The sequence below is a fragment of the Paenibacillus sp. SAFN-117 genome (assembly GCF_051966115.1).
Lineage (GTDB): Bacteria > Bacillota > Bacilli > Paenibacillales > NBRC-103111 > Paenibacillus_L > Paenibacillus_L residui.
The window spans coordinates 1-12,744 of sequence record NZ_JBQCLK010000042.1 but is presented as its reverse complement, the minus strand read 5'-3'; the positions used below and the strand labels follow the sequence as shown (position 1 = coordinate 12,744).

General features: G+C 49.9%; 14 protein-coding genes. 7 read left to right on the top strand and 7 right to left on the bottom strand.

Translation table 11 applies throughout. The features are described 5' to 3' along the window. Positions 1-49: 49 nt before the first annotated feature. Both ACTHRH_RS22415 and ACTHRH_RS22410 read right to left on the bottom strand, forming a co-directional pair. Positions 50-1,504 (bottom strand): FMN-binding glutamate synthase family protein, encoded by a 1,455-nt coding sequence (locus ACTHRH_RS22415; RefSeq protein WP_379286226.1) that lies wholly within the window; start codon positions 1,502-1,504, stop codon positions 50-52. Between the two features lie 26 nt (positions 1,505-1,530). Next, positions 1,531-1,788 carry a hypothetical protein gene (locus ACTHRH_RS22410; protein WP_379286224.1) on the bottom strand — a complete coding sequence of 86 codons (258 nt, stop codon included), beginning with the start codon at positions 1,786-1,788 and terminating at the stop codon, positions 1,531-1,533. A gap of 162 nt (positions 1,789-1,950) precedes the next feature. On the opposite strand from ACTHRH_RS22410, the gene ACTHRH_RS22405 reads away from it, so the two are divergent. Then, positions 1,951-2,403, top strand: a complete 453-nt coding sequence (locus ACTHRH_RS22405) for a DUF2243 domain-containing protein (RefSeq protein WP_379286222.1) — start codon at positions 1,951-1,953, stop codon at positions 2,401-2,403. Positions 2,404-2,450: 47 nt separating this feature from the next. Here the strand turns inward: ACTHRH_RS22405 and ACTHRH_RS22400 are convergent, their stop codons facing one another. Further along, on the bottom strand, positions 2,451-3,956 hold the full coding sequence (locus ACTHRH_RS22400; protein ID WP_440417709.1) for a PH domain-containing protein: 1,506 nt from the start codon (positions 3,954-3,956) through the stop codon (positions 2,451-2,453). Next, on the bottom strand, positions 3,953-4,447 hold the full coding sequence (locus ACTHRH_RS22395; protein WP_379286218.1) for a PH domain-containing protein: 495 nt from the start codon (positions 4,445-4,447) through the stop codon (positions 3,953-3,955). The genes ACTHRH_RS22400 and ACTHRH_RS22395 overlap by 4 nt, the downstream gene beginning before the upstream one ends. 375 nt (positions 4,448-4,822) lie before the next feature. Here ACTHRH_RS22395 and ACTHRH_RS22390 point away from each other — a divergent pair, with 375 nt between their 5' ends. The 6 genes from ACTHRH_RS22390 to ACTHRH_RS22365 all read left to right on the top strand — a co-directional run bounded on the left by ACTHRH_RS22390 (position 4,823) and on the right by ACTHRH_RS22365 (position 9,966). After that, entirely contained in the window at positions 4,823-4,975 is a 153-nt protein-coding gene (locus tag ACTHRH_RS22390) for a hypothetical protein (protein WP_186328482.1), read from the top strand. Between the two features lie 161 nt (positions 4,976-5,136). Next, the gene (abc-f, locus tag ACTHRH_RS22385; RefSeq protein ID WP_440417706.1) at positions 5,137-7,125 is read left to right on the top strand and encodes a ribosomal protection-like ABC-F family protein; all 1,989 of its coding nucleotides are present in this window, start codon (positions 5,137-5,139) and stop codon (positions 7,123-7,125) included. A 592-nt stretch (positions 7,126-7,717) separates the two neighbouring features. Beyond that, the gene (locus ACTHRH_RS22380; RefSeq protein ID WP_144940926.1) at positions 7,718-8,224 is read left to right on the top strand and encodes a GyrI-like domain-containing protein; all 507 of its coding nucleotides are present in this window, start codon (positions 7,718-7,720) and stop codon (positions 8,222-8,224) included. A gap of 3 nt (positions 8,225-8,227) precedes the next feature. Continuing rightward, a complete protein-coding gene (locus ACTHRH_RS22375; protein ID WP_144940923.1) occupies positions 8,228-8,743 on the top strand; it encodes a GyrI-like domain-containing protein in 516 nt (171 codons plus the stop codon). A 6-nt stretch (positions 8,744-8,749) separates the two neighbouring features. Beyond that, positions 8,750-9,181 (top strand): VOC family protein, encoded by a 432-nt coding sequence (locus ACTHRH_RS22370; RefSeq protein ID WP_440417704.1) that lies wholly within the window; start codon positions 8,750-8,752, stop codon positions 9,179-9,181. Between the two features lie 5 nt (positions 9,182-9,186). Continuing rightward, complete coding sequence (locus tag ACTHRH_RS22365; protein ID WP_440417702.1) at positions 9,187-9,966, top strand: VOC family protein; 780 nt, start codon at positions 9,187-9,189, stop codon at positions 9,964-9,966. Positions 9,967-10,217: 251 nt separating this feature from the next. On the opposite strand, the gene ACTHRH_RS22360 is transcribed toward ACTHRH_RS22365, so the two are convergent. The 3 genes from ACTHRH_RS22360 to ACTHRH_RS22350 all read right to left on the bottom strand — a co-directional run bounded on the left by ACTHRH_RS22360 (position 10,218) and on the right by ACTHRH_RS22350 (position 12,474). Then, positions 10,218-11,018 carry an endonuclease/exonuclease/phosphatase family protein gene (locus ACTHRH_RS22360; protein ID WP_186328481.1) on the bottom strand — a complete coding sequence of 267 codons (801 nt, stop codon included), beginning with the start codon at positions 11,016-11,018 and terminating at the stop codon, positions 10,218-10,220. Between the two features lie 432 nt (positions 11,019-11,450). Next, a complete protein-coding gene (locus tag ACTHRH_RS22355) occupies positions 11,451-12,062 on the bottom strand; it encodes a class I SAM-dependent methyltransferase (protein ID WP_379286207.1) in 612 nt (203 codons plus the stop codon). A gap of 163 nt (positions 12,063-12,225) precedes the next feature. Further along, on the bottom strand, positions 12,226-12,474 hold the full coding sequence (locus tag ACTHRH_RS22350; protein WP_440417699.1) for a helix-turn-helix domain-containing protein: 249 nt from the start codon (positions 12,472-12,474) through the stop codon (positions 12,226-12,228). Positions 12,475-12,744: the final 270 nt, after the last annotated feature.

The window sequence follows — 12,744 nt, the reverse complement described above, 5'->3', positions numbered from 1 at the left end:
GTCCCTGTCAGGGGCGGTCCCTTAATCGATACCGATGATTTCCCGCAAGCTAATGCAGAGGATTTGCCTCGCCGGCCGGCGGCTGATCCCCTGTATCGGCTATACGCTCGGTCATGCCTGGCATTACCGGAAGGAAAGGCTCCAGCCCGGAGAAAAATTGTGCCTGTTCCTCATGAGAGACCAGCCCAAGCTCCACGCCGGTTGCCTTGGCTATAAACGGATCGAGTGTGCACAGGTCGGCTGCCGTCACATCCGCCAAGCTTGTCTTGCCAAGAGAGTAGCATGCAAGCTCCATCTCCCGTACGGCCGCATTGAGGAAGTTGACCAAAGTTTCGGTGCTCCGTTCCGGGTCCAACTGATCCGTCATTTTCGCATTGTAGACAACCAGGCTTGTAGGGGGCTCGAAAGGCACCGACTTCGTCATCTGGTCGCTGATCAGGGCCATGATAACGGCCGTTCCCATATAGACGGCATCGGCTCCCAAAGCGATTGCTTTCAGACAATCCCCGGGAGTGACCAGCCCTCCGGTTGCAATAAGGCTGACATCCCCGGTCCTGCCCTTGCGTGCAAGAAACTTGGAGGCCCTCGTAATGGCATACAGGGTGGGCAGTCCCACATCGTCCTCCAGAATAGGGGCGGCAGCATGGGTTCCGCCTTCGGCACCGTCCAGCGTTACGAAATCGACCCCGGCTTCCAGAGCGATTTGCAGCTCTTCCTCCAGAAAGTGGGTGGCCGCTATTTTCAGACCTACCGGGACCCCGGTCTCTTCCCTCAGCTTCTTGACAAGGGAAATAAACTGCTCCTTCGTGTCTATGCCCGGCAGACGGGAATGAATGACCGCATCTTTCCCTTCCGGGATGCCGTATACCTCGCGAAATTCGACGCCTATATTTTTGGCGGCCGTCCGCTGCGGGCTGGACCCTTGGGCCCCCTGGCCCAACTGGATCTCAATGGCATCCATTCGGCTATACTTATCCGGCGTATTCAACCAGCCTCCGCGATTGTATTGGCCGATGAGAAGGGAAGCGGCTTCTCTCTCTTCCTCGAGCAGCCCGGCTTCCCCCGTATTGGTCGCCGTACCGATTTTGGTAGCGGCGCGGGCAAGCGCGATTTTGGCGGTTTTGCTCAGCGCTCCTCCATAAGACATGGCTGCAATCATGATGGGGATGGAGATCGTGAGCGGTTTCCGCGCTTTCTTGCCGATGGTAACGGAGGTATTGATCTGAACGTCTTCCGGAGTCGGGAATCGATGCAGATGAACGGGATTAAACAGCAGCTTCTCCCAAGGCGAGAAGCGGATATGGCTTCCGAGAGGTCTTGCGGGAGGCAGCCCCGATTTGGAACGCATCATAATCTCCATCAAGGAAACAGCACCGACCTTCTTGGTGGAAGGAACCATCTCGAACAGGTTCTCGGTATACTGATCCCTCGCGATTCTCTCAATCGCTTTATCCACGCTTTCATTGACGGCGCTTCTAATGATATTACTTACCCATTTGAACATGTTCAGCTCTCCTGTTATTGTCCGTTCTATTGCTGCATGCCGTTCTTCAGCTCTTCCACCCGTTGGGCCAGGGACAGGCATATTTGCTTGACCTCGCCCAATTGACGGGCGGCATTCTGTTCCTCAATGGCGATCTGGTTCAGCCGGTCGTCCCCGAAATTCGTCAAATCCTTGAAGTGCCGGGTCTCGATCGTTGATAAAGTACCCGCAATCGTTTGCAGGCGTTGCAGCTCGTGATGGACATATTCGAGCGAATCGTTAAACGAGTTGTCATGAGTATCCATATAGGTTCAGTCCTTTCTAGATTAAAAATAGTGGCTTGATTTTACTATTCTGATTAACCTTTCCATTATTTATTCAGAAAGAGTTTTAGTTTTGGAGTAGATTGCCCCAAGCCGGGCAGGCTATTAACGACAGATTTATGCAGGAAGGATGAGTGGCCGGACGTGCGTAACTATACTTTCACCGGGGCGTTCTTATTGGGAATCGGAATGGTCGGGATGCTGGACGGGATCATTTTTCACCAAATTTTGCAGTGGCACAGCACTTTTATGCATACAGACCGCTTTCATCAAATCGTCAGTGACGGCATATTTCATTTGATCGTGACGATCATCCTGTTTATCGGGGCCGTCCTGTTGTGGAAAAGCGATCCGCAGGACAACGGTCATAGGCCGGAAATATTCTGGGGCGGGCTTCTTGTTGGAGGGGGACTGTTTAATCTCGCTGAAGGACTAGTCAATCATCATATTCTGGGGGTCCATCATGTCAAGGCCGGTCCCTACCAGTTATATTACGACTTATCGTTCGATGCGGCCGCTTTGCTGATTCTGTTAAGCGGGGTGGTACAGATAAGAAGACAGCGAACGGTGAAGGGGGAACCCGGGGAGGCCAAATAGAGGTTGATCGTCAATACGATTTATCCGTCCGGCGATAAACCTCTTAATCATTCCACCTTGATGTCATTTTGGCGTCCCCCATACCAATGGTAGAACGATCGGGCGGCCTCCAACGGCACATCAGTCACACTGGCGTGATGAACCGGTTTGGCCCGATTAATGGTTTCGATAGACGCGAGGCCCATCCATTTTTGAAATAGGCTCCGGGTTATATGGACTTCTATGACCTTCTCCCGTTTGGACACGAATAAATTGGTAGCCAGACTTCCGGTTTTAAACTGGATGAAGTGATCCTTCAGCAGATACCGCGTGTTGAAGAAATCCAGCAATCTGGACATAACGACAAGAATAAGCAGAGCTATGGATAGCATCCACCAGGCCTGCTCCATTTTCCAAACGGTCGGTTTGAAATAAAACAGGGCAGCCGTTGCCAAGATCCAGATCCAGCTTGGCCGCAGCATGCGCATCCACAACGATTTGGCCGGAAGGCGGAGCATGTTCTGCGAAACCTCGTAGCCCGGTAAAATTTCCGATACCATTTCATAGGCCCGACGGACCGGCAGATAGGGATAGAGGGAATTGACCCCTAGCTCTTCATTACCGGCACTGCCTGCACTGATCAGTTTCACTTCGGCCAGCCCGAGCCATCTTTTCATCAAGGATTGCGAGATTATGACGGCCTGTACCCTTTCTTTTGAAATGGAAAAGGCGGTTTCATCCAGCACACCCTTGGATATATAAATGCGATCTTGATCGGAAGAAATTTGATATTTCCCATATTTAAGAAAGGTCCTGACAATTCCGAAAGCGGTAGAAGCAACGGCGAGGACAATGATGATGATCGTTATCATCCACCAGGAGCTCAGGATACTCTTAAATAATCCCTCGGCTTGTTTTTCCACATGAAAAATATCATCGATTTTGGAATACAAAGACCCGAGAATCGGAATGAGGACCAGGAAGCTTAAGGAAGTAAAGGATGCCTTAATAATGTCCTTCCTCGTCGGCTCGAAATGGATGCTCCGATTCGATATCTGCCGGGGTAATGCCGTTTGGCAAGCAGCCTGCTCCAAATCGCCGCCATTCAAATGCTCCGCTCTTCCGTCCCGGTCGGCGCCTGCTATTTTCGCTTCCATCCGATCGGCTTCCGCTGGGGAAATCACTTCGAATTTAACCGCTGCATCATCACCGGCCATTCCGGTTTCGAAGTGGATGGAGGTTACCTTAAATAGTCGATGGAACAGCGAAGTATGACGGTGGACGTTTTGAATTTTGGCGAAAGGAACGGTTTGCTCCGTTTTGTTGAAAACCCCCTTGTACAGATGAAAGGAAACGTCATCCAGCACATATTTATGGGTGAACCATTTCAGTACGATGGAAATAAGCGAAATTCCGAAAACCAGCAAAAAAATAAGCCTGCCATAGATAATAAAGTACGAATCCGAGCCGGCTTTAATCACGAATAAAAAGAGGGCGATAAAACCGGAATTTCTGATCAGCTTCCAAAGGTCGAAAAGGATAAGAAGCGGATGGTATCGCTTGGCTCCAGTCATTGTTCCACTTCCTTAAGCTTTGCATATTGAGCGATCTGATTCCTTAAGTCGATAGCGTCCTGTTTCGGAAGAGCCGGTATGGAATGGGTGGAACCCATCGTTTCAATGGAAACGGAGCAGAGTCCGTATTTTCTGAGCAACGGCCCCTGATTGGTGGCCACCGCTTGAATCTTGGTCATCGGGACAAGCTGATGCTTCTCGAATAATACCCCTGATTTTAACTGCAAAAATTCCTCGCTGACATCGTAACGCCAGTTTTTATAAAGCAGGAACGGGCTGATGAAAGACCAAATCGCTACCGGCACATAGATTGCGGTAATACCGATCAGAATCCAGCCAATCCACTCTTTCCAGGAAAATCGAGCGTCCAGATAAAATAAGACCCCGAGGATAATGAGTACGATCAGGTTAGATAAGATTTCGCGAATGATCCATACCTTGACTGCATCTCTGGATAAACGTTGCTCGGGCACATTCAATTGAGAATACATACATTCACCGCCTGTATTTGCAAACTCCGTATTTTAATATATCATCTTTTCACGCCGCTTCGTAAAGCATAAATGGCTTTTCCATATATTGCTGCGGTTACCTGAACCGTTATAGGATTTCTACTAATCTATTATAGGTTATCTTTCTTAACTCACCGGAAACGCTCCCTTAAATTATTCTTAACTCGCGTGAAATCGCAATGGAATCGCCTATAGAAAGAACTCAAGTAGCGGTGAGCTTTAAACATGATGCCCTTCTGCTCATTCCCGATTAAAAATGTACGCGCCAAAACTTTACGGATGGCGTCCTTTGGGATATAATGTTAATCAATTATGGACTCGTTCAGACGAGTCGGACAGGAGGTGAGGTAGGAGATGAATCGCTTTGTTGCCCGTATTCGTATTAGCCAACTGCCGCTGGCATTGTTTGGCATTATCTTTGCTGCAGCATACAACGGGATACGTATGTCCATTTATGCTTATACGAATACAACAATTATGGCGAAAGACTCTCCTGCCTTGACCTGAACGGATGGCTATGTACATTTGAGGCTGCGGGGAAGTGTTCCCTGCGGTCTTTTTTTGTTTAAGCGGCGGTATCTCGCGTCCTGCAAGCCGTCGGAAGGCTTGGGAAACTGCGGGGCCGTTGGTTCCGGTCCGGGGAGTCGGCCGCCCGGAGGAGGATCATAATGATTGTAAGCTTGCAGCAAGTTCAAAAATATTACGGCGCGAATCTGGTGCTGTCGAATGTTACTTTTGAAGTGGGGGAAGGAGAGAGGGTTGGTCTCATAGGCCGCAACGGAACGGGAAAAACAACGATTTTCCGGGTCATGGACGGCACCTTGACGCCCGAGAAAGGCCAGGTGTTCATCCGCAAAGGGGCCCGGATCGGCCTGCTGAATCAGGTGCCGGCTTATGAAGACGGCCGGACGGTTTACGAGGTGCTGGCGGAGGGATATAAGGAAGTAAGGCAGTGGGAAGCGGAAATGAAGGAGCTGGAGGTCCGGATGTCGGACCCCGAGGTGGCTTCGGACGGGAAGCGGCTGAGCGCCCTGCTGGACAAATACGGGAAGCTTCAGGAGCTGTTCGAGCAGAACGGGGGCTATGAGATGGAGGCTTCCATTCAACGGGTGGCTGCCGGCCTGGGCATTCCGGCCGAGCAGTATGACAGACCCTTCTCCTCGCTGTCCGGCGGGGAGAAGACGAAGGTCGGCCTGGCGGCATTGTTGCTGCAGAGGCCGGACCTTCTGCTTCTGGATGAGCCGACCAACCATCTGGATATGGATGCCATCGAATGGCTGGAGACGTTCCTGAGCTCGTATTCCGGGACGGTGATGGTAGTATCCCACGACCGGTATTTCCTGGACAAAGTCGCAGTCAAGATCATCGAGATCGAGGATGGCGAAGCCTTTGTCTACCATACCAACTATTCGGGGTACCAGAAGGAGAAGGAAGCCCGCCTGCTGAAGCAGTTCGCGGACTATCAAGAGCAGCAGAAGAAGATCAAAAAAATGCAGGAAACGATAAAGCAGCTAATCGAATGGGGAAACCGTGCGAATCCTCCCAATCCGTCATTTCATCGGAGGGCCGCATCCATGCAGAAGGCTCTTGACCGCATGGAGAAGCTGAAACGGCCGATCCTGGAACGCAAGGCTATGGATTTGCAGCTGCAGCAGGAGGACCGTTCCGGACGTCAGGTGATTGAGCTGGACAGGGTAAGCAAAGCCTACGGCGAACAGCGGCTGCTGAACGGAATAGGGGCACGGCTTCTCTATGGCGAGAGGGCCGCCTTGATCGGTCGCAACGGATCGGGCAAGAGCACATTATTGAAGCTGCTGCTCGACCCGGCCGGGAAGGACGAAGGCGAGATCCGCCTGGGTTCGCGCGTACAGATCGGCTATTTGGCACAGGAGGAAGCTCCGCCGGAAGAGAATAAAACCGTGCTGCAGTATTTTCGTGAAGAGCTGGCCATGGAGGAAGGAAGAGCGAGGGGAGAGCTGGCGCGCTTCCTGTTCTATGGGGCCGACGTGTTCAAGCGTGTAGCCAATCTGTCCGGAGGGGAATGGAGCCGGCTGCGCCTGGCGCTGCTGATGTTCCGCAAGCCAAATCTGCTGCTGCTGGACGAACCGACCAATCATCTCGATATTGATTCAAGAGAAGCGCTGGAGGAAGCGTTGGAGGAATTCCCCGGCACCTTGCTGGCGATATCGCACGACCGGTATTTCATCAACCGGCTGGCACGCAAAATATGGGCTCTGGAGCAGGGAACCCTTACCGTTCATGAGGGAAACTACGATGAATACCGGGAGAAGCGGGAGGCGCAGTCCGCAGCAAAGGATGATGTCGCGGTCAAGCAGCAGGTCAAGGAAGCGCGGAGGACCAAACAGGACCCAACGGAAGGAGCGCTGCACAGGCAGCGGGAAACAAGCGGGAGTACGGAAGCAAGCGGCCGGAAGAAGGAGGGCACCCCTGCCGGCGAGAAGCATCTGCCCGGCTCACCGGAGCAGTGGGAGCAGGAGATTTCCGCAGCGGAATCCCGGATTCAGGCACTGGATGAGCAATTGGCCTCCTTGTCTTGGGAATCGGCCGAAGAATGGAATCCGCTTCTTGAGGAACGGACCAAGCTTCAACAGCACCTGGATGAACTCTACCGGATTTGGATGGAGGCCGGGGAGTAGATACAGTCGGAAGGAACGGATAAGAAAAGTTTCCGGAAGAAAGAGAATCTTGGAACAACATCGAACTATAAACAGTGAAAAATGCATATCCGTCATTAGGCACCGTGGACATCAGGATGTTCCGGTGCTTTTTTAAATTAAAAGTATAGGTTTCACCTTCTTTTTGGGAAATAGAGACGATTTTAATGTATTTTTGCTCGTCTTTGGGATGTCTTTACCGACCCGGATGCGGAGTGTGGCTTTCCTTTGCACATCATTTGCTCCAACAGGGAACGAGTGTGAGCGTTTTTCTAACAGAGTGCAACCAGCGGTTTTCAGAGGAAAGAAACCTGAAGTTGCAAATATACCAAAAATTACAAAGTTAACTGTTGAATAAGAACGTAAGTTCTGATACAATTGATTTAGAACGATAGCTATCGGATTTCAATAAATAAAGACTTGGGAAGGAAAGCCCAGAGCAGTATCGAATCATTAAGTAGTGATAAATGTATATATCAGTCATCAGGCGCCGAGAAATCCAATCAGAATCCCGGTGCTTTATTTTTGCCTGCAATCGCATTCAAATTAACATTGAAGGAGGTAATGATTAATTATGATCATTGAAACTAAGCTGGTGCATAAGCCCGCTTTTCGGGCGGTGGGCATTCAGGAGATGGTACATTTTAGCGCAGAGGAGAAACCGTCGGAGAACGCCATTGCCAAGTTGTGGGATAGATTAAATGCTCGTACCTGCGAAATTGCCGATCCGGTCGGGTACCGTGGCTATGGGCTGATCCATCAAACCCCCGAGACCAAGCCGGGTGACCCGTTTAACTACATAGCCGCAGTTGGTGTTCATTCCTTCGGCCAATTGCCGGAGGGAATGATTTCTGTAGAGGTTCCGGCTTCGCTTTATGCAGTGGTTACTTACCGGGGAGTGCTGGACGGATTGGGAGAAGGCTTCGAATATTTCTGGAGTAACTGGCTGCCCCAGTCCGAGTACGTCTACGAAGGTATGTATGAGTTTGAATTTTATGATCAGCGGTATCGGAACCGCACCGATCCCGAATCCGAGATCGATCTGTATTTTCCAATTTCACCCAAAGGGAAGCAGGGATAAGCCATGTCATCGCTTAAATACTCTTACGAGCCTTCCGTTGTCAGTTTGCCCGGATTCACTGTGGTCGGTGTGTCCTATGATGCCTCTCTAACCCAGATCTTCGAGCAGCAGTTGGGCAAGAAAGCATATGAATCGGTGCTGAGTCGCAAGGATGAGATTTCGTCCCGTATCTCTGACGACGTCTACTTGGTACAGGTGTACCCGCGGAAAGAGGGTTTTAATGCTCAAGTAGATCCTTTTACGCAGTTTATCGGCTATTTGGTTGAAGGATGCGATAGGGTACCCGAAGGGATGACGTCCCGTTCGTTCCCCGATCGGGAATATGTCAAAGTGACTCACCATGGGCTGGAATCCGAGCTAGGCCATACTTATGATTTTGTTTATGGCAAGTGGATTAGGGAGAACGGCCGCTGTCCGGATTCGTTCGATTTCGAAATATGGGATGAGCGTTATAAACCGGATCAGCCGGACAATCAAATAGATTTGTATGTGGCCTTGGAGCCGGCAGGAAAGGAATAGGAGAGAATGAAGAACATTATCGCTGACAAAGCCCTGCTTAAAAGAATAGATTGCGCCTATCTTCCTGTTACTAATGCCGAGGCTGCGGCGGAATGGTACAGTCGTGTGCTCGGCTTGAAGCTGCGCTCCCCGGTTAAACCCGGCAGAGGAGCCATCATGATTATGGGCGAGGGACAATGGTTGTTCCTGCTTCCCTGTCCGAACGGCGTTCCGTTGACCTTCCCTACCACAGGCTGGACTAAGGATGAAGAGCCTTTCGAGATGTTTCCGCTTTGTTTTGAAACCGATGACATTCGCTCGCTTCATGCTTCCTTGCTGTCATCGGGCGCTTGGGTGGAGGAACAGATCCGGGATGAAGGAGGCTGCGGCCTGCAGCTGAACTTCAAAGATCCGGACGGCAATAAGTTTCAGGCGTGGCAAGCGCCGAGACAGGAGTAGAGCCTATGAATAGCACAGCTCAAGTTCAGAATCGGATAGCCAGTGTATTTGTCCATGTAACGGATTTGCGGCGCGCAGCGGCATGGTATAGCGAGCTGCTGGGTGTGGCTCTGCGGGAAGAGAGGTTGAATGGCGGGCCGGTATACTGGTTCGATCTTCCCGGAACCGGCCTTATTCTGGATACCAACGAAAACAACCGGAAAGACCCGCAGTGGCGCGAGGATATGCAGCCTCTCCTTATGTTCCCTTGCGACGACATCGATGCAGCCTATGCCTATGTGAAGACTAAGGCGGAGCCTCTATTTGAACCTGAGAGGCATACGGGTATGGCCTACTTCAATTTCCGTTCACCGGACGGACGGGCGTATATGGTGTGCTGGTCGCAGGGAGGCGGCGAGGATGTGGCCCCTGTCCATAGCTCCAGTCCTATTGTTCCACGCATAGGCGGCGTGTTCGTCAATGTTCGTGATATGAAGGCTGCGGCAGCGTGGATCAGCGATCTGCTTGGAGTACCTCTTCGTGAAGAGGACACAGGGGATTCGATTTACATTGTGCCTACATCGCGTGGAGCGGATTTGCTGTTGGATGATAATCGGGTGCGGCGTGGGGAAACGTTCGAAATTCCGTTCATGTTCGACAGCCATGACATTGATGCTGCTTACGCCTATGCCACCGAACGGAACCTAAGCGTGTTCCACGGCATAGAACGTCACGGCGGCGTGGCTTACTTCACGCTTTCCGATCCGGATGGCAACCTGGTCATGGTTTGTCAGGAGGAAGCGTAATCTGATAACCAAACTTGGAAACCGAATGAGCAGAGCAGAATAAACGGAGCGCATCCAAGGCGATTGACCGCCTTGGATGCGCTCCCGCTATTTTCAATGAATGACCTAGCCTAACCCCTTCCTATGATCAACCCGATCACGCTCTGCCCGGAAGAAGAGTAGGGAGGTTGAAACGGACAGTTAGGGTCTAAATCTTTAGGATGATCTATAATCTATGGCATGAAAGTCGATGCGGAAGCTCTTGACCTAGATTATGAATTGGAGAATTGCAGAGTAGAGAGAACCGGATAATGGTCTGATGGGAACCCGTTCTCGATTTGGTTCCGGATGATCGAGGTCGATAGGAATCGTCCTTCGCTGCTGCTCAGAATGTAATCGATCGGTCTGCCTTCCGATCCACCGAAATAACCGTGAAAGGTCAGAGTGTGCTTCGTCTCCATCTCGGTCAGATGATCGTAGCAGCTGGTCATTGGAATTTGCGAGGTCGCACTTTCCAGCAGTCCGCTTTCCGGTACGTCGTTGAAATCCCCTGTTATAATAAAAGGAAGAGGCCGCTGCTCGTTAAGCTCTTTGATTTTGCTCGCGGTAAGCTTCAATCCTTCCTGTCTGGCTATTTTGCCCGCATGATCCAGATGCGTATTGAAGAATCTCAGCACCGGCTCGGTATCGTTCCCCAAAGATAGCTCCACCCAGGAACAAATTCTCTCGCAACGCGCATCCCATCCCATACTTCCAATAATCTCCGGAGTCTCCGACAGCATAAAGGACTCTTTGTTCGTTATGGAGAACTTGTCCTTCTTAATAAAGACCGCGCTGAACTCCCCAACCTTGTCGGATGCGACCCGATTAACTCCATAGACCTCATAGGTTGGCGATAGGCGCTCGGTCAACCAAGCGAGCATCGGAAGAGTGGCTTCCTGGGTTCCCAGTAAATCGGGGGTATGCTCTTCTATGATTTGGGCTACCCAGTGCTTCCTTTGATCCCATACATAAGGATCGGAAGGGACGGCCACCCGAAGATTGAAAGTCATGACTTTGATCTCTGCATTCATTAATAATCCTCCCTGAAACAATAATGAAAATAATCCCATTAATTCCGCATGGGAAGGCTGAATCTCCCCGTATAGATCGACTTAAGAGTCTTCATTAAGTATTCCAGAGATTGTTCCAGGAAGCAATAAAAATGATGGAATATAGTCCTCATCACCTTTCAAGAGGTCCTAATTGTTCATCCGGATCACAAAAAAATCCCCTTTGTTCAGAAAGGGGAAGCCAGCTTTTCCATATAGGGCCGGTGAAGTTGGTCTGGGAGTCGGAAAATAAGGGACAGGTCGCAGCCATAAGCTTGAATACGAATGATACAGAGTGAATCTTGATCAGTGGAAGAATATAGAAGAATAAGAAAAATAACGAAACGACTTGAAAAGGCTGAACGGGAAATGAATTGGTCATGAATCAGGTAGGCTTTATATGTACAGTGTGTGCTAGAACAAGTCCGATAGCTGTTCTTTCCGGCATACATAAACAAAGGCGGGAGGAATATTATAAGGCACAAAATTTATGCTTTCGATATTGAAATGTTCTTTCAACTGTTTCTTCATCTGAAAGGAATATTGAAACGCGACGAACCAGCCGCCGGGTCGTAACGACAGTAAAATTTGCTCCAGCAGCTTGTCTCGGACCGACTGTTCGAAATTGAAGAAAGGAAGGCCGCTTAGAATGCAGTCAAGATGTGGAATGCCTTCGCTCTGAAGAGCGTTGGTAATCTGGGTTGCATCGGGGTAGCAAGTATAATCCGGATACATCTGGCTTAATCGCCCCCGCAGAAGGGCATCCCTTTCAAACAGAATGAATTTGCCGGGATGGTTCCTGGCATTATGAATGAATTTGGTAATGGCCCCGGTACCTGCACCGAGCTCGGCGGTATACCGGATTTCCGGCCATGGTACGGCTTCGACCATCTTGCGGGCCAGAAACCTGGAGCTGGGGGTTACACTTCCAATCTGTTTGGGGGCACGAAAGAATTTATATAGAAATAACATTTTCTCATTCTTGTCTTTCTTATCTTTCCTGTCTAGAGGCGTGTTAATGGTCATCCAAAATCCCACCTTAGTATAGAATTAAGAACCTGGCCCTGAAACCCCTTTCTCCTAAGTGAAACGTAATGGTGAACAAATGTCAACTGGAGGGATTTGTATTATTTTGTCGATTGGCGTTAAGATGCTGAAATTGCAGGGGTTCCACAGGAACCGGAAAATATTAAATTTTATCCGCCAACGGTTCATCGCCTCCTCGATATTGATTACGGAATTGACCGGGCGGCGTTCCCGTCATTTTTTTGAAAATGCGGGTAAAATTATGGACTGTAGTGTAGCGCAGCCGTTCGGCAATTTCTTTAATCGGAAGGTCAGTATGAATTAACCATTCCTTGGCCTGTTCAATCCGTATTTCGATTAAAAAGGTGCTGAAATTGACAAAGTCTGCTATGGTTTCCTGAGTTTTTTGCATTATAATGGAAATAATTTTCCGACCTTCACCTTCTAGATGAACGTTTAACTGGATTTCATACAGTTAGTTTGCTCTTCTGGAGCGAAAGATGGAAACTAACTGGAAAAACTACAGCTAGTTTGTGCAAAAAAGGCGATTTCGGCAAAAAGACTTGAATCTAAATGTAGTTTTTCCATTTAGTTTAATCATTTTCGATGGCGTAAAGTATTCTGTGTACCAAGATTTGGAGCCTTCACAGGCGACAAAAAAGTAGGGTATTCTCGGGATTGC

Excerpts from the sequence above, each read along its gene's own strand:
- ACTHRH_RS22365 (WP_440417702.1), top strand. The coding sequence starts at position 9,187 with ATGAATAGCACAGCTCAAGTTCAGAATCGGATAGCCAGTGTATTTGTC.
- ACTHRH_RS22390 (WP_186328482.1), top strand. The coding sequence starts at position 4,823 with ATGAATCGCTTTGTTGCCCGTATTCGTATTAGCCAACTGCCGCTGGCA.
- ACTHRH_RS22395 (WP_379286218.1), bottom strand. The coding sequence starts at position 4,447 with ATGTATTCTCAATTGAATGTGCCCGAGCAACGTTTATCCAGAGATGCA.
- ACTHRH_RS22355 (WP_379286207.1), bottom strand. The coding sequence starts at position 12,062 with ATGACCATTAACACGCCTCTAGACAGGAAAGATAAGAAAGACAAGAAT.
- ACTHRH_RS22360 (WP_186328481.1), bottom strand. The coding sequence starts at position 11,018 with ATGAATGCAGAGATCAAAGTCATGACTTTCAATCTTCGGGTGGCCGTC.
- ACTHRH_RS22370 (WP_440417704.1), top strand. The coding sequence starts at position 8,750 with ATGAAGAACATTATCGCTGACAAAGCCCTGCTTAAAAGAATAGATTGC.
- ACTHRH_RS22380 (WP_144940926.1), top strand. The coding sequence starts at position 7,718 with ATGATCATTGAAACTAAGCTGGTGCATAAGCCCGCTTTTCGGGCGGTG.
- ACTHRH_RS22410 (WP_379286224.1), bottom strand. The coding sequence starts at position 1,788 with ATGGATACTCATGACAACTCGTTTAACGATTCGCTCGAATATGTCCAT.
- ACTHRH_RS22415 (WP_379286226.1), bottom strand. The coding sequence starts at position 1,504 with ATGTTCAAATGGGTAAGTAATATCATTAGAAGCGCCGTCAATGAAAGC.
- ACTHRH_RS22350 (WP_440417699.1), bottom strand. The coding sequence starts at position 12,474 with ATGCAAAAAACTCAGGAAACCATAGCAGACTTTGTCAATTTCAGCACC.
- ACTHRH_RS22375 (WP_144940923.1), top strand. The coding sequence starts at position 8,228 with ATGTCATCGCTTAAATACTCTTACGAGCCTTCCGTTGTCAGTTTGCCC.
- ACTHRH_RS22400 (WP_440417709.1), bottom strand. The coding sequence starts at position 3,956 with ATGACTGGAGCCAAGCGATACCATCCGCTTCTTATCCTTTTCGACCTT.
- abc-f (WP_440417706.1), top strand. The coding sequence starts at position 5,137 with ATGATTGTAAGCTTGCAGCAAGTTCAAAAATATTACGGCGCGAATCTG.